Source organism: Streptomyces marincola, from assembly GCF_020410765.1.
Classification (GTDB): Bacteria; Actinomycetota; Actinomycetes; order Streptomycetales; family Streptomycetaceae; genus Streptomyces; species Streptomyces marincola.
Window position 1 is genome coordinate 5108489 of sequence record NZ_CP084541.1, and the last position, 14531, is coordinate 5123019.

At 72.1% G+C, this 14531-nt stretch carries 15 protein-coding genes; 10 read left to right on the forward strand and 5 right to left on the reverse strand.

Annotated elements, in window-relative coordinates; translation table 11 throughout:
- Positions 1-16: 16 nt before the first annotated feature.
- The 7 genes from LC193_RS22510 to LC193_RS22540 all read left to right on the forward strand — a co-directional run bounded on the left by LC193_RS22510 (position 17) and on the right by LC193_RS22540 (position 6522).
- Positions 17-982, forward strand: coding sequence for a carbohydrate ABC transporter permease (locus LC193_RS22510; RefSeq protein WP_226076933.1), 966 nt, complete (start codon positions 17-19; stop codon positions 980-982).
- Entirely contained in the window at positions 979-1860 is an 882-nt protein-coding gene (locus LC193_RS22515; protein ID WP_226076936.1) for a carbohydrate ABC transporter permease, read from the forward strand. Before LC193_RS22510 ends, LC193_RS22515 begins: the two co-directional genes overlap by 4 nt.
- Positions 1861-1993: 133 nt before the next feature.
- Positions 1994-2263, forward strand: coding sequence for a hypothetical protein (locus LC193_RS22520; RefSeq protein WP_226076937.1), 270 nt, complete (start codon positions 1994-1996; stop codon positions 2261-2263).
- Entirely contained in the window at positions 2256-2888 is a 633-nt protein-coding gene (locus LC193_RS22525; protein ID WP_226076939.1) for a DUF6879 family protein, read from the forward strand. Before LC193_RS22520 ends, LC193_RS22525 begins: the two co-directional genes overlap by 8 nt.
- A gap of 75 nt (positions 2889-2963) precedes the next feature.
- Positions 2964-5291 carry an ATP-binding protein gene (locus LC193_RS22530; protein WP_226076941.1) on the forward strand — a complete coding sequence of 776 codons (2328 nt, stop codon included), beginning with the start codon at positions 2964-2966 and terminating at the stop codon, positions 5289-5291.
- 207 nt (positions 5292-5498) lie between these two features.
- Positions 5499-6347, forward strand: a complete 849-nt coding sequence (locus LC193_RS22535) for a helix-turn-helix domain-containing protein (protein ID WP_226076943.1) — start codon at positions 5499-5501, stop codon at positions 6345-6347.
- Positions 6322-6522: a DUF397 domain-containing protein gene (locus LC193_RS22540; RefSeq protein ID WP_226076945.1), complete on the forward strand. Its 201-nt coding sequence runs from the start codon at positions 6322-6324 to the stop codon at positions 6520-6522. Before LC193_RS22535 ends, LC193_RS22540 begins: the two co-directional genes overlap by 26 nt.
- Positions 6523-6584: 62 nt before the next feature.
- Here LC193_RS22540 and LC193_RS22545 read toward each other — a convergent pair whose 3' ends face one another.
- A complete protein-coding gene (locus tag LC193_RS22545; protein ID WP_226076947.1) occupies positions 6585-8042 on the reverse strand; it encodes an RICIN domain-containing protein in 1458 nt (485 codons plus the stop codon).
- A gap of 404 nt (positions 8043-8446) precedes the next feature.
- Here LC193_RS22545 and LC193_RS22550 point away from each other — a divergent pair, with 404 nt between their 5' ends.
- The gene (locus LC193_RS22550; RefSeq protein WP_226078851.1) at positions 8447-9013 is read left to right on the forward strand and encodes an RNA polymerase sigma factor; all 567 of its coding nucleotides are present in this window, start codon (positions 8447-8449) and stop codon (positions 9011-9013) included.
- Positions 9010-9636, forward strand: coding sequence for a hypothetical protein (locus LC193_RS22555; RefSeq protein WP_226076949.1), 627 nt, complete (start codon positions 9010-9012; stop codon positions 9634-9636). Before LC193_RS22550 ends, LC193_RS22555 begins: the two co-directional genes overlap by 4 nt.
- Before the next feature lie 85 nt (positions 9637-9721).
- Here the strand turns inward: LC193_RS22555 and LC193_RS22560 are convergent, their stop codons facing one another.
- The 4 genes from LC193_RS22560 to LC193_RS22575 form a co-directional block, all read right to left on the reverse strand.
- Complete coding sequence (locus LC193_RS22560) at positions 9722-10477, reverse strand: anti-sigma factor (RefSeq protein WP_226076952.1); 756 nt, start codon at positions 10475-10477, stop codon at positions 9722-9724.
- Entirely contained in the window at positions 10474-11073 is a 600-nt protein-coding gene (locus tag LC193_RS22565; protein ID WP_226076954.1) for a sigma-70 family RNA polymerase sigma factor, read from the reverse strand. Before LC193_RS22565 ends, LC193_RS22560 begins: the two co-directional genes overlap by 4 nt.
- 126 nt (positions 11074-11199) lie before the next feature.
- Positions 11200-11853: a fasciclin domain-containing protein gene (locus LC193_RS22570; protein ID WP_404819555.1), complete on the reverse strand. Its 654-nt coding sequence runs from the start codon at positions 11851-11853 to the stop codon at positions 11200-11202.
- A gap of 86 nt (positions 11854-11939) precedes the next feature.
- Positions 11940-13526, reverse strand: coding sequence for a molybdopterin-dependent oxidoreductase (locus LC193_RS22575; protein WP_226076958.1), 1587 nt, complete (start codon positions 13524-13526; stop codon positions 11940-11942).
- A 361-nt stretch (positions 13527-13887) separates the two neighbouring features.
- On the opposite strand from LC193_RS22575, the gene LC193_RS22580 reads away from it, so the two are divergent.
- Positions 13888-14511 carry a pyridoxamine 5'-phosphate oxidase family protein gene (locus LC193_RS22580; RefSeq protein WP_226076960.1) on the forward strand — a complete coding sequence of 208 codons (624 nt, stop codon included), beginning with the start codon at positions 13888-13890 and terminating at the stop codon, positions 14509-14511.
- The last annotated feature ends 20 nt before the right edge of the window (positions 14512-14531 follow it).

Sequence of the window (14531 nt, forward strand, 5' to 3'; positions counted from 1 at the left end):
ACAGGTGAACACCACGATGACCCCAGCGGCCACCGTCGAGGAACGGGCCACCCGCGGCGAGCCCGCCGCGCCGCCGTCTCCCGTGCGGCACCGGAAGACCTTCGCCCCGCTGGTGCTGCTCGCGCCCGCGCTCGCCCTCTTCATCGCCTTCATGGCCATCCCCATCGGCTACGCGCTCTGGCTGAGCGCACAGGGGCTGCGCATCAAGGACGAGGGCATCTTCGGCATCCGCGGCGAAGTGTTCGTCGGCTTCGCCAACTACCGGCAGATCCTGTCCGACGGCGAGTTCTGGGCCGGCTTCCTGCGGCTGGCCGCCTACGGCCTGATCGCCGTTCCGCTCACGCTCGGCCTCGCGCTGCTGTTCGCGCTCCTGATCGACCACGGCAGCGCCCGGTTCAAGCGGTTCTCCCGGACCGCCATCTTCCTGCCGTACGCGATCCCCGCCGTCGTCGCCTCGCTCATGTGGGGCTTCATGTACCTGCCCTCCACCAGCCCGTTCAGCCACCTGACCGAAGCCTGGGGCCTGGGCACCATCCCGTTCCTCGACGGCAACGCGATCTACCCGTCCATGGCCAACATCGCCATCTGGGGCGGCGTCGGCTTCAACATGATCATCATCTACACCTCGCTGCGCGGCATCCCCGCCGAACTCTGCGACGCCGCCCGCATCGACGGGTGCACCGAATGGCAGATCGCCTGGCGGATCAAGGTCCCGCTGGTCGCCCCCGCCCTCGTGCTGACCGGCCTGTTCGCCCTCATCGGAACGCTCCAGGTGTACGGCGAGCCCACCATGCTCGCGCCCATGACCACGGAAATCTCGCAGACCTGGGTCCCGCTCATGCAGATCTACCGCGACGGCTTCATCCGCGACGACCTCCCCATGGCCGCCGCGGGCTCCGTCATCCTCGCCGTCGGCACGCTGGTCGTCTCGCTCATCCTGCTCAAGGCGACCCAGCGGCGCACCTCAGGAGGCATGCGGTGACCGACCTCTCGCTGCGCCGCGACAACCGGCGCGCCACCATGCTGCCGCACCAGCGCGCCAAGATCCTGCCCACGGCCGTGCTGCTCATCGGCGCGTTCTACACGCTGGTGCCCGTCGCCTGGGTCCTGATCGCCTCGACCAAGACGAACGCCGAACTCTTCTCCACGTTCACCTTCGCGCCCGGCAGCGGGCTGTGGGAGAACGTGCGGGACCTGTTCGCCTACGGGGACGGCCAGTTCGTGACCTGGGCGGGCAACAGCCTGCTCTACGCGGGCGTCGGCTCCACCCTGTGCACCCTGATCTCCACGGCGGCCGGCTACGCGCTGGCCAAGTACCGCTTCCGGGGCCGCGACACCGTCTTCTACCTCATCCTCGCCGGCGTCCTGCTGCCCGGTATGACGCTCGCGATCCCGCAGTACATCATCATGACCAAGGTCGACATGGTCGGCACCTACTGGTCCGTGCTGCTGCCCACGCTGATCTCGCCGTTCGGCATCTACCTCGCCCGCGTCTACGCCGAGGCGTCGGTGCCCGACTCCGTCATCGAGTCGGCCCGCATCGACGGCGCGAACGAGTACCGCATCTTCGGCTCCATCGGCCTGCCGATGATGCTGCCCGGCATGGTGACGATCTTCATGCTCCAGTTCGTCGGCAACTGGAACAACTTCCTGCTGCCGTTCATCATGCTCGCCGACGAGAGCAAGTACCCCATCAACGTGGGCCTGTACACGCTGCTCTCCAAGGGCTCGGGCGAACCCTCGCTCTACACCATGGCGATCATCGGCACCGCCGTCTCCGTCATCCCCCTCATCCTGCTGCTGCTGTTCCTCCAGCGCTTCTGGCGCCTGGACGTCATCAGCGGCGGCCTGAAGGGCTGACCCCCTCCCGGCGCGGGGCGGCCACCTGAACGTGACCCCTTCGGGCCATTTCACGAGCTGTTCGTTGCCGGGCATGACACGGCCGAGTACATTCCGTAACGCACCAGTCCGGAAGCATCACCTGGAGGTCGCCATGTCCCGTCCCTGGGAGGCCGACCCCTCGGCCTTATTCGTGCACCGCCTGGGCAAGTCGGCCGAGGAACTGGGCCACACCGACGGCAAGACCGGCTGCCCCGACATCTGGCGACTCGACAACGGCGACGTGGCCGTCATCGGGCGGGACCTCACGGACACCTACCTGCCCCGCCTGCCCGAGGGCGTGACCCTCGCCCCGGACGAGCGGCTCGTGATCCTCCCCGGCACCATGCTCAGCGCGGCGAAAGCGGACATCCCGGATGCCTGACCTCCTCCAACCACCCCACCTCGACCCGGCCCTGGGCGAGCGCCTGGACAACGACGCCTACGAGCGTGACTTCTGGCAGCGCTACGCGAACCTCCACGGGCGCGACTCCTGGAAGCTGGAGCGGGGCCAGCACTTCGTCGAGCAGAACAGCCCGAGCCGGGAAGCGCTCGCGCGAGGCGACTGGGACAGCGCGATCCGGCTGCTCGACACCCGGCGCGAGGGCCTGCGCGAGGAGGGGGAGCAGGACCGCGAGCGGGGCACGGTCTTCCATCGCGTCCGCGTGGTCGAACGGCCGTTCACGCCTTACATCCAGTGGGAGCTGCACTCGCTGCGCCTCAACGCCGAGTACGGCGAGGCCGTCCACGTGATCGACGCCGCCGACCTCACCGACGTGGAGCAGGGCAGCCCGCTGCCGGAACTCGTCGTCATCGGCAGCCGGACGCTCTACCAGGTCCTCTACACCGACGAAGGCGTGCTCGACGGCTGCATCCGCTTCACGGACATCGAACTCGTCGCGGGCTGGGAGCACACCATCCGGGTGCTGTTCACGGCCGGCGAAGACCTCGACCGCTACTTCACCCGCGAAGTGGCCCCCCTCCCACCGCCCCGGCTGACGACGGAGTAGACGATCGACGGGCCCGAACACCAAGAGCAACGCCCCGGTGGCACGCGCTCCGAACTGTCCGGCTCGTCCCGCGACGTGGTCCAGGCCGGCAACGTCACCGGCGGCATCCACTTCCATGGCGAGGACAGACCGGTTCCCCTGATCCCGCGCCAACTGCCGGGCCGCCTCAGTGGCTTCGTCAACAGGGCCGATGAACTCGTCCATCTGGACGCACTTCTCCCCGCCGAGGTCGGAGGCAGTCTCGACACCACGGTCTGCGTGGTAGCCGGAACAGCCGGGGCGGGCAAGACGTCGCTCGTGCTGCGGTGGGCTCATCAGGTGCGGGACCGGTTCCCCGACGGGCAGCTGTACATCAATCTGCGTGGTTACGACCCGGGGCAGCCGGTCGCCCCGCCGGAGGCACTGCACCGTTTCCTGACCGCGCTCGGCGTCCCCGCCGGCTCCGTTCCCGCCGACCCGGATGCCGCCGCCGCGCTCTACCGCTCGCTGCTCGCCGAACGCGCGACGCTCCTCGTCCTCGACAATGCCGCCACCGCCGCGCAGGTCAGGCCATTGTTGCCGGGAAACTCCCGTTCCCTGGCCATCGTCACCAGCCGTAGTCGGCTGTCCGGCCTCGCCATCCGGGACGGAGCGCACCGTCTGACGCTCGGCACCCTGGGGGAGCCGGAGGCTGTGGCCCTGATTCGCGCCGTCACCGCCGGCCACCGGCCCGAGGACGAGAGGGACAAGCTCATCCAGCTCGCACGCCTGTGCGCGCATCTGCCGCTGGCCCTGCGTATCGCGGCGGAAAGAGCCGCCACCCGCCCCCACCTGCGCATCGACGACCTGATCGCCGAGCTGCGCGACGAATCCGCCCTGTGGGACGCCCTCAGCGCGGGCGAGGACGACGATGCCGAAGCCATCCGTTCCGTCTTCGCCTGGTCCTACCGCTCGCTGCCCACCGAAGCCGCACGACTCTTCCGCCTCCTGGGCCTGCACCCTGGTCCCGAGTTCGGCCTGCATGCCGCCGCCGCCCTCGCTGGAACACGGGTGAATCGCGCCCGTCAGCTCCTCGACACGCTGGTGGGGGCCCACCTCCTGGAGCAGACCGCTCCTGACCGTTACGAGTTCCATGATCTCCTCCGGGCCTATGCAGCCGACCAGGCACGCAACGAGGAACCCGCCGACCGGCGCTCGGCCGCCCTGCGCCGCGTACTCGACTGGTACTTGCACACCGCCGACGCGGCACAGAGTTGGCTCGAACCCGAGGAGGCGCACTGGGAACTCGACCCGCCGGACCGGGCGGTGACGCCTCTTTCGTTCCCCGACTACGACGCCGCAGCGAGCTGGTCGGAGCACGAACACGCCAACATCCTCGCCGCGACGCGGGCGGCGGAGGCAGCGGGTCTCGATGCTCACGCCTGGCAACTGCCCGCCGTGCTCTACCTCGCCCAGGCGCCCTCGGCCTCCGCTCTGAACTGGCTCGACGCGGGCCGGACCGGCCTCGCGGCGGCCCGGCGCCTCGGCGAACGCGCGGGGGAGGCGGCGTTACTCGAAGACCTCGGGATGACGTATGCCCGGCTCAGCGATCTGGCCGCCTCGGAGGAGTGCCACCGGGCCGCTCTGTCCGTCCGGCGGGAGCTGGGGGACCGGTACGGACAAGCCAACTCGCTGAACCTCCTCGGCCTCACCCACCTCAACCGACGTCGGCTGAACGCGGCCGGTGACCACTTCGAGCAGGCCATCTCCCTCTTCCGGGACCTGGGCGCCGAGTACTTCGAAGCCGTGGCACGGGCCAACCTCGCACTGACGCACTACCGGGCCGGGCGGCTGGCGGCGGCCGAGGAGATCGGCCTCGCCGTGCTTTCCTACCAACGTGCGGCAGGCAACCGGCTGAGCGAGGGCAACACGCTGTGGACGCTGAGCGACATCCAGTGCGAACGAGGGGACGGCGAGGGCGCGTTGCGCACTGCTCAGGACGCGGTGGAGATCGCGCTCGGCCTGCGCAACCAGTTCGCCGAGGCGATCTGGCTGATCAGTCTGGGCAACGCCCAACGGGCCCTCGGCCAGTACGCCGAGGCGTTGAGCTCCCACCAGCGCTCCGCCTCCCTGCACCGGCGACTCCGCAACCGCAGCCGAGAGGCGCTCGCCTGGCTGGCCACAGGCGAGACCTACCGGAGCATGGGGCGTCCCGAGGAAGCCGTCGGCTTCCACCGCCAGGCGGTCGATGTCTTCCGGGATCTTTCCGACGCCTGGCACGAGGCCGTCGCCCTCGACGCCCTGGCAGCCGCGCTTGACGGCGAGGACGCCGACCGGGCCCGCCGCCACCGGACTCATGCGCTCGAACTCATCGGGGACTACGAGGATCCGAGAGCCGTGCGGTTCCGGCAGGACATCGAGCGCCGCCTGTCGAGTCCGGACTGAGGACGACACGCACGGCCGCTCGGACCGTTGGGCAGAGCTTGCGGATGGGAAAACGGCGGTTCATGATGGGGCTGCACTCCCTGTGATGGGTCTGTGACGCTGACGAAACCCTCCTTCCTGTCATCGACGCAGACACCCACCAGGAAACGCCCCTCCCTGTGCCCGAGTTCACGCGGGCCACACGGCGGGGCGACGGAGGTCCCGACCATGGAACTGAACCCCGACGACGACCGACTGACCTACCGGGTCGTGCTGGGCCGCCAGGTGGCCCGGCACCGCAAGAACGCCAAGCTCTCGATCCGTGAGCTCGCCGCCGAACTCCGCTTCCCCTACGGATACATCGGCCGCGTGGAGCGGGGCGAGCAACTGCCCTCGGAGAACCTGGCGAAGGCGATGGACACCTTCTTCGGCGTCCCCGCCCTCTTCGCCGACCTCCTGAAGGCGGCTGACGACGCGGCGATCCCCGACTACGGCCGGATGCTGCTGCGCAAGGAGAAGAAGGCGCTGCGCATCCAGGAGATGACCAGCACGGTGGTCCCCGGGCTGCTGCAAACCGAGGAGTACGCGCGGGAGCTGTTCCGCGTCGGGCACCTCTGGGACTCGGAGGAGCAGCTGGACCAGTGGACGGCCATCCGCATGCGCCGCCAGGAGCTGTTCCGGCGCGAGGTCCCACCGCAGTACTGGGCGCTGCTCGACGAGGCGGTTCTCGCGCGCCCGGTCGGCGGCCCCCGGTGCATGCGAGGACAGCTGGACCATCTCCTCGGCATGCTCGAAAACCCCAATGTCGTGATGCAGGTGCTGCCGTTCGCAGCCGGCGCGGGATCGCTCACAGGCGGCAGCGCGACGCTGCTCAACCTCGACGACGGCACGTTGATCGGCCATGTCGAGGGCATGATGGTGGGGGAGCCGGTCCTGAGCGCGAACCGGCTGATCAAGCTGACGCGCAAGTTCGACATGGCCAGGTGCCAGGCTCTTTCCATTGACGAGTCAGTCCATGTGATGCGGCGATATCGCGAGGAGTACGAGGTTGATGAGCGAGTGGTTCGGAGTGCGTGAGCGCGTGGCGTGGCGGAAGTCGAGTTACAGCAACGATGAGGGCGCCAACTGCGTGGAGGTGGCGGACGGCGTGGGCGGTGTCGTTCCGGTGCGGGACAGCAAGCGTCCCGCCGGTCCTGTGCTGGTGGTTCCGGCTGCCGCGTGGCGGGCGTTTGTGACGCACGCGAAGGGCTGAGCGCGGGTCGGCCGGGCGGGTCCGCGTTCGCCCGGCCGACTGCCTGCTTGCCGTGGCGCTGGTCAGGTGCCGATGCTCGCCTGGGGTCCCGCGCCCGAGCGGAGCAGGCCGGGCACGTCGGCGGCGGGGTGCAGCGTGTACGCGTACTGGGCGCGCGGGTCGAACGTCGTGCCGCCCGTCTCCCTGCGTCCTGAGGTGTCGACCAGGATGCTGCCCCGCTGCGTCAACGCGGCCGTCGCGTCCCGGTAGTAGGGGTCACGCACCCGCTCGTAGTAGCTGTTCTCGATGACCGCGCGCGTCGCGCCGCGCGACCAGTTGCCGCTGCGCGTGTCCTGGAGCCAGTTGTTGTAGAAGTGCGCCATGGCGACGTTGTCGGTGCTGGGGTTGCGCGAGTTCGTGTTGCGGATCCAGTTGTGGTGGATGGTGATCCGCGCGGTGACGTTCTCGGTCCAGCCGATGCCGAACGACTTGTTGCCCTCGTTGAGGATGTTCCAGGACACCGTCAGGTTCGTGGTGTCCTCGCGGCTGTCGATCAGGCCGTCGTTCATGCGCTCGATGCGGTTGTGGTCGATCCAGACGCGGTTGGCGCCGTCCATCTGGATGCCGTCGAAGTCGTAGGCGTCGTCGCCGGGATCGTCGTCCGCCATGCGCGTGTCGCGGATCGTGAGGTTGCGGATGATGACGTTCGAGACGCCGTCGAGGAAGAAGCCGCCTCCGACGATCTGGCCCTGGGTGCCCACGCCGACGATCGTCTTGTTCGACGCGACGCGGATCTCGTGGCCCTTGGGATTGACGTTGATCGCCGCCGCCACCCTGATCACGTGCGGCTGGCTCGCGCTCGCGTAGCGCTGGAGGTCGGCGAGGGTGGTGACCGTGACCGTGCTGCCTGCCGCGCCACCGGTCGTTCCGCCGTTGGTCGAGGCGAACCCCTCCGGCGTGTCCGACCAGTCGGCGCTCCCGACGGGCACGAACGTCCACCGGCGGCTCGCGTCGGTGGTGCACGGCTGCTGGGTGATCGCCGTTCCGTTGCCGGCGGACGGGTTCTGGGCGCTCAGGCACAGGCGGCTGTGCGCGTTGACGACCTGGTAGGTGCCGCCGGTCGAGGCGGTCAGGCTCCAGCGCTGGTTCCCCTGGGCGCCGTCGCAGCCCCACTGCTGCACCGCCGCGCCGCTGTCCGTCGACCAGTCCGTGACGTCGGCGCACTTGCCGCTGCTGGCGTTCACGAGGTGGTACTGGCCCGAGCCGACCCCGACCAGCCGGAAGTCCTGCCACGGCGAGTCGGGGGTGCAGCCCCAGAGCTGGATTTTCGCGCCGCTGGCCGTCGAGGCGCCGGGCACGTCGAGGCAGCGGCCGTTGCCCGCCATCGCGAGCTGGTACGTGCCGCCGTCGGATGGAACGGCGAAGGGGGCCGGGGCGGCGGCCGGAACGGTGGCGCCCGCCTGGGCGGGCACGCCGAGCAGCAGCGCGCAGAGCGCGAGGATCAGCGCGGCGAACGGCCCGCGCCGTCTGGAAGTGCGCATGGGTGGGGGACTCCCTTTCTCGAAGCTTTCCGACAGAGCGGGCGCCGGGCGCGCTCGGGGCGGCTGGAGCGTTGAAATCTTTCATTCCAGGGGCGGGCCGCCGGAGAGGCATGAAGTGGCGCGTGGGGGAGCGAGGAAGCGGGCGCGGTCATGCACAGGAGCGCTTCCGCGCGTTCGGAACGTAGTGAAGGCGACGCACCGCGTCCATGCGCGCGGCAGCTCCCCGTTCCCGGCAGCCGCGAGCCGCGGGGCCGCCCCCTGAGATCCTGAACGCCCGGCCGCCTCCGGTACGCGATGCGCGCGAACGCTTTCCCGCCCGGCCGCCAAGTAGGGGTGTACGGCAGGACGAGGACGGGAGACCTCACGTGGACATACCGCGCACGAACCGCGGCGGCCCGGCCGCGATGGCCCGGGACCCGGCGCTCTTCGAGGAGTTCTACCGGCGGCACGTGGACGCGGTCACGCGGTTCATGGCGCGCCGGGTCGACGACCCGCACACGGTCGCCGACCTGACCACCGAGGTGTTCCTCGCGGTCATCGACTCGGCGCACACCTACCGGTCGGCCCTGGGCAGCGAACGCGCCTGGCTCTACGGCATCGCCCGCAACACCATGTCGGCCGAACGCCGCCGCGCCGCCCGCGAGGCGCACCTGCGGGGCCGCGTCGCGGGCCGCCGGCTGCTGGCCGAGGACGACATCGCCAGGCTGGAGGACAAGCTCGCGGCCGAGGGCACAGGCCGCCGCGCCATGGCGGCGATGGCCGGCCTCCCCGACGGGGAGCGAGCCGTACTGGAACTGGTCGCCGTCGACCAGCTGAGCGTGGCCGAGGCCGCCGCCGCGCTCGGCATCCGCCAGGTCACCGCGAGGGGCCGCCTCTTCCGGGCGCGCCGCCGCCTGCGCGATGTCGCGGAACCACCCGCCGACCGCACCGCCACCACCACCGTCACCGCGTACACAGGGAGCACGGCATGACCCGCGAAACGTTCGAGGACCGGCTGCTGACCGAGTTGAAGCGGGAGATCGCCGCCCGGGAGGCCGACGCACCGGCGCCCGCGCCCGCCCGGCGGCCCGTGGTCACGCGCTTGCGCGTGGCCGTGGTCGCCACCGCGACGGCGGCCGTCGCCGGCGGGCTGCTCATCGGCCTCCCGGGCGGCGCCGGCACCTCGCCCGCCTACGCGGTCGAGCACAACCCGGACGGCTCGGTCACGATCACCTGGGACGAGTACCTGGCGGCGGACAGCAGGGCCGCGCTGTGGGAGGAGCTGTCCCCCGCGCTGAACGACGCGGGCGTGCACACCGTGCACGAGCCGGCAGGCCCGCTGAGCTGCGGCGAGCGGGAGACGTACGTTCCGCTCGACCAGCCGGGGGGCGAGCGCGTGCGGAGCGTTCTGACGCAGCCCGACGGCACGGTGGACTACACATCGCTGGTCACGGTCGTCCCCGAGGAGTCCGAGGGCACCGGCGGTCGCCCGGCGCCCGGGGAGGCGGGGGTGGTCACGGTCCGTGCCGGGGACACGGTCATCTTCGACACCGGCGCGGAGGGCATGTCCGTCACCGCGATCTACGAGGGCGTCATCTGCGAACCCGCCGCGTAACGGCCGCCTGACGGCCGCCGTACCGGCCATGGCGCGGCGGCCCGCGCGCGGCCCGGCCGGGCCCCCGCGGGGGCCCGGCCGGTGGTCAGGAGCCGAAGGCCAGGACGGCCAACGGCTCGGACGTGGGTTGGCGCGAACCGCCCGCGGGTTCGACGGTGATGCCCATGCCGGACGCCTCCGCCAACGGCCCGTCCATCAGCAGCGCCTGCTGCGTCGCCTCCGGGTCGAGCAGCCCCGCCGGCCGCATCGCGCCGTCATCGGCGAACCACAGCTGGTACACCATCCCGTCCGGCGGCGCGGGCAGCGCGGAGGCGACGAACGCGGCCCGGTCCTCCGCGCGCGAGGCGACCACGATGGCGCGCGCGCCGTCCGGGAGCCGGCCGCTGGTCGTCGTGGCGTCCGCGGCCGACAGCACCCGGGCGAGACGGGATGCCTCCTCCCTGGCCTGCTCGACCCGCTGTTCGGCCTCCCGCGCCTCCTGCCACTGCCACACCGCGGCGCCGCCCAGGGCCGCCGCCGCGGCGACGGACGCCGCGAGCGCCAGCCGCCCCGCGCGCCACAGGCGCGGCCCCGCGCGCCGCGCGGAGCCGGGAGCGGCGGCGGGCGGGTCCTGCCGCACGGTCGCGATGGTGCGCAGCAGCCGGTGCCGCATCTCGGGCGGCGGGGGCACGGCCACGGCCGAGCCCAGCCTGGCCGCCGTCTCGGCCAGCTCGCCGACCTCGGCCGCGCAGGCCGCGCACTGGCTCAGATGCCGCTCGAACTCGGCGCGTTCGTCCTCGTCGAGCGCGTTGAGCACGTAGGCACCGCTGAGCAGGTGCAGTTCCGCCGCTTCCGCGTTCACGCCGACACCCCCAGGCAGTCGCGGAGCCGGATGAGTCCGTCCCGCAGCCGGGTCTTGACCGTGCCGAGCGGCAGCGCCAGCAGTTCGGCCACCTGCCGGTAGGTCAGCCCCCGGTAGTAGGCCAGGGCCACCGACTGCCGTTGCCGTTCGGTGAGGGAACCCAGGCAACGGCGGACCTGCTCGCGTTCCAGGCGGGCTTCCACCTGCTCGGTCACGTCGTCGAACGCGGGCGTGCGCTCCAGCAGCGCGGCCCGGTGCTCGCGGTCGCTCGCCGCCTGCGCCGCACGCACCCGGTCCACCGCGCGGCGGTGCGTCAGGGTCATCACCCAGCCCATCGGCGTGCCGAGTTCCCGCCGGTAGTGCGCGGCGCGGCGCCACACCTCCACCAGGACCTCCTGCGTGACCTCCTCGGACTGCGCCGGGTCCCTGAGCACCTTGCGGACCAGTCCGAACACCGGCCCGGCGACCGCGTCGTACACCGCGGCGAACGCCTCGCGGTCGCCGCGCGCCACCTCCGCGAGGCGTTCGGCCAGGTCCGGCGCGGGGGACCCGTCGCCTCCCGGCGGGATCAAGGGGACGGGCGAGCGGGGTGGCATGCGATCCTCCGGAATCGGGGTGGGGCTCAGCCCGGTATTCGGAGCCGCGGGCGCCGCGGATGGGCCGGGTCCCGGCGCCCGGCCGGGACGCCGGCCGCGGCGCCCGGGCCGGAACGTTTGCCGACGTTACGGCATCAGCACGGAGTCGATCAGGTACACGGTGGCGTTGGCGGTCCGCACGTTGCCGCAGACGACCGCGGCCTCCCCGTTGACCTCGAACGACTCGCCCGAGCCCGTCGTGGTCACCGTGCCGCCCTGGAGCGTCTCGAACTCGCCTTCCGCAAGCTGCTCGGGCGACAGCCGCTCGCCGACCACGTGGTAGGTGAGCACGTCGGTCAGCGCCGTCTCGTCGGCCAGCAGCCCGTTCAGGTCGGCCTCGGGGATCTGGGCGAACGCGTCGTTCACCGGCGCGAACACGGTGAGCGCTTCCGCGTTGTTGAGCGTGTCGCCGAGACCGGCGGCGGTCACCGCGCTCACGAGGGTCGCGAGTTCCGGGTTGTTGCCCGCCGCGGTGGCCACCGGGTCCTGGGCCATGCCGTCGAAGCTGCCCGCACCGTCCTGGGGCACGGCCGCGCAGGCCGAGCCGAACGGTTCGCCCGCCGCCGCCATGCCCTCCCCGGCGTCCTCCCGGCCCCCGGCGTCCTCGCCGTCCTGCGTGTCCTGCGACTCCTGGTTCTGCCCGGTCTCCTCGGCCGGCTCGTCCTCGTCGTCCGACGAACAGGCGGCGAGGCCCAGGGGCAGCACGGCGGCGGCGACGAGGGCGATGGTGGTGCGGCGCATGCGGTTGATGTTCACGGTGGGTCTCCTGATGTCATGAATCGGTCGGCACGGGTGGTCTCGCGGGCCCGCTCGGGGCGTTGTCCTGGTCAGGTCACGTTGACCACCACCGAGTGCCGTCCCGTGGCCCCGCCCGGGATCGGGTCGGAGCGGTCGGCGGTCTGCGTCTCGCCGGAACGGTCCGTGGCCCGCACCTCGATGCGGTGGCGGCCGGGGGAGGCGTCCCACTCCCAGCGCCACTGCCGCCAGGTGTCGGGGGAGTCCTCCTCGGCCAACTCGGCTTCCCGCCACGGGCCTTCGTCGACGCGCAGTTCGACCCTGTCGATGCCGGTGTGCTGGGCCCAGGCCACGCCCGCGACGCGCACCGGTCCCGCGGGCAGGCCGGCGAGGCCGCGCGGGGTGTCGATGCGCGACTGGGTCCTGATCGGTGCCTTCTCGGCCCAGCCGCGCTTCACCCAGTAGGCGTCGTAGTCCGCGAACGTGGTGAGTTCGAGCTCCGTCAGCCACTTGCAGGCGGAGACGTAGCCGTAGAGGCCGGGCACCACCATGCGCACCGGGAAACCGTGGACGAACGGCAGCGGTTCGCCGTTCATGCCGAGCGCGAGCAGCGCGTCCCTGCCGTCCATGACCGTCTCAAGCGGCGTGCCGATCGTCATGCCGTCCACCGAACGGGACACCAGCTGATCGGCCGGTCCGCCGCGCGAGGGCGGGCGCACGCCCGCCTCGCGCAGCAGGTCGGCCAGCGGCACCCCGATCCAGCGGGCGTTGCCGGTGTACGGGCCGCCGACCTGGTTCGACACGCAGGTCAGCGTGATGCGCCGTTCGACGAGGTCCCGGCGCAGCAGGTCATCGAACGTGTGGGTCACCTGGCGTTCGACCCCGGCGCCGTGAATCCGCAGCCGCCACGCGCCCGCGTCCACCCGCGGCACGGTCAGCGCCGTGTCGATGCGGTAGAAGTCGGCGTTCGGCGTCAAAAACGGGCCCAGGCCCGGCACGGACAGCTCGGCGTCGCGCGGCACCGGGCCGGCCGGGGACGCGGGCGCGGGCAGCCGCACGGTGCCACGGGCCGCCGCGGCCCTGGCCCGGCCCGCCTCGTTCACCCGGGAGGCGATCAGCCCGGCTCCGGCCGAGGCCGCGGCGACGGACCCGACGGCGGCCACGAACCGACGCCGGTCGAACTCCCCGCCGTCCGCGCCGAGTCGGCGGCCGGCGCGGCCGGCGCCGACCTGCCCGGCCAGCAGCGTGAGCACCAGCGCCCCGGCCACCGCCCCGGCGGCGGACGGCAGCGCGTCGAACCGCTCCGCGCCGGGCCGGCCGGCCGCGGCGACCGCGCCCACGGCGCCGAACGCCAGCACCCCCGCCGCCGCGGAGCGCGGGAAACGCGGCGCGAGCACGCCGAGCACGAGCGCGGACGCCGCGATCAGCCCCAACGTGCCCAGCCGCAGAGCGAGTTTGTCGTGGGTGCCGAACGTGGCGATCGCCCAGTCCTTGACCGCCGCCGGGGTGCGGTCCACCACCGCGCCGCCGACGGCGGTGAGCGGACCCGCCTCGCGCCGCACGCCCGAGGCCACCAGTTCCGCCACCGCCAGCCCGGCCCCGGCAGCGAGCAGCCCGGAGAACGCCGCCGCGAGCACGGCGGCCCGCCGGCCGTTGTGGACCTTCTCCTCGTCGCTCACATCCGTTCTTCGGCGCCGGACCGCCGCCGGATGGGTCGCGAACCGAGGAAAGTTCCGCGGCGCCGCCCGCCGCGAGCCGTTCAGGAGCCGGACGTCCCGAATGACGGGTGTAGCCACCCGACGAACCGCCCGGGCCCCGCGTGGGATTCGGGAGCGCAAGGTGGAACCGACCGCCCGCCACCGGCAGTTCGCCGCGGGCGCGGGACGGCTTCGGGGCCGGCGCTCGGTGCCCCGACGCCCGACGTCGCTCCTCCCGGCACAGGCCCGGCGGACAGGAGTGGTACCGATTGGTACCATCTTGGGGAAGGGGCGTCGCCGGGTCGGCCCGCCGCCCCGGGGGCGACGGAGGAGAGGACCTCGGATGAGTCGTTACGCACATCTGGCGTACACGGAGAGCGTGCGCGAGGTGCAGCGCGAGCAGGGCAGCGCCCTGGTGGGCATCCGCCGGCTCGCGCACGAGGACACGCCGGACCCGATCGGCCCGCGGGAGGCCGCGTTCATCGAGTCACGGGACGGGTTCTACTTGGCCAGCGTGAGTGAGACGGGCTGGCCCTACGTGCAGTTCCGCGGCGGGCCGCCCGGCTTCGCGCACGTGCTCGACGAGCACACCATCGGCTGGGCGGACGTGCGCGGCAACCGGCAGTACATCACCACGGGCAACGTGCGCGCCGACGGGCGGGTGGCGCTGTTCCTCATGGACTATCCGCGCCGGGCGCGGCTGAAGATCTTCGGCCGGGCCGGGGTCAGGCCCCTGGAGAGCCACCCGGAGCTGGCGGAACGGCTGGGCCGCACGCGCACCGACGGCCACGTGGAGCGGCTGGTCGTCGTCACGGTCGAGGGCTTCGACTGGAACTGCGCGCAGTACATCACCCCGCGCTTCTCCGAGGCCGAGGTGGCCGAGGCGCTCGCGCCCGTGCGCTCGCGCATGGCCGAGTTGGAGGCGGAGAACAAGGCGTTGCGCGAACGGCTGGCCGGCAGGCCGTGACCGGCCGGGCCGCTTACGGT

Excerpts from the sequence above, each read along its gene's own strand:
- LC193_RS22510 (WP_226076933.1), top strand. The coding sequence starts at position 17 with ATGACCCCAGCGGCCACCGTCGAGGAACGGGCCACCCGCGGCGAGCCC.
- LC193_RS22520 (WP_226076937.1), top strand. The coding sequence starts at position 1,994 with ATGTCCCGTCCCTGGGAGGCCGACCCCTCGGCCTTATTCGTGCACCGC.
- LC193_RS22525 (WP_226076939.1), top strand. The coding sequence starts at position 2,256 with ATGCCTGACCTCCTCCAACCACCCCACCTCGACCCGGCCCTGGGCGAG.
- LC193_RS22535 (WP_226076943.1), top strand. The coding sequence starts at position 5,499 with ATGGAACTGAACCCCGACGACGACCGACTGACCTACCGGGTCGTGCTG.
- LC193_RS22540 (WP_226076945.1), top strand. The coding sequence starts at position 6,322 with ATGAGCGAGTGGTTCGGAGTGCGTGAGCGCGTGGCGTGGCGGAAGTCG.
- LC193_RS22545 (WP_226076947.1), bottom strand. The coding sequence starts at position 8,042 with ATGCGCACTTCCAGACGGCGCGGGCCGTTCGCCGCGCTGATCCTCGCG.
- LC193_RS22550 (WP_226078851.1), top strand. The coding sequence starts at position 8,447 with ATGGCCCGGGACCCGGCGCTCTTCGAGGAGTTCTACCGGCGGCACGTG.
- LC193_RS22555 (WP_226076949.1), top strand. The coding sequence starts at position 9,010 with ATGACCCGCGAAACGTTCGAGGACCGGCTGCTGACCGAGTTGAAGCGG.
- LC193_RS22565 (WP_226076954.1), bottom strand. The coding sequence starts at position 11,073 with ATGCCACCCCGCTCGCCCGTCCCCTTGATCCCGCCGGGAGGCGACGGG.
- LC193_RS22570 (WP_404819555.1), bottom strand. The coding sequence starts at position 11,853 with ATGCGCCGCACCACCATCGCCCTCGTCGCCGCCGCCGTGCTGCCCCTG.
- LC193_RS22580 (WP_226076960.1), top strand. The coding sequence starts at position 13,888 with ATGAGTCGTTACGCACATCTGGCGTACACGGAGAGCGTGCGCGAGGTG.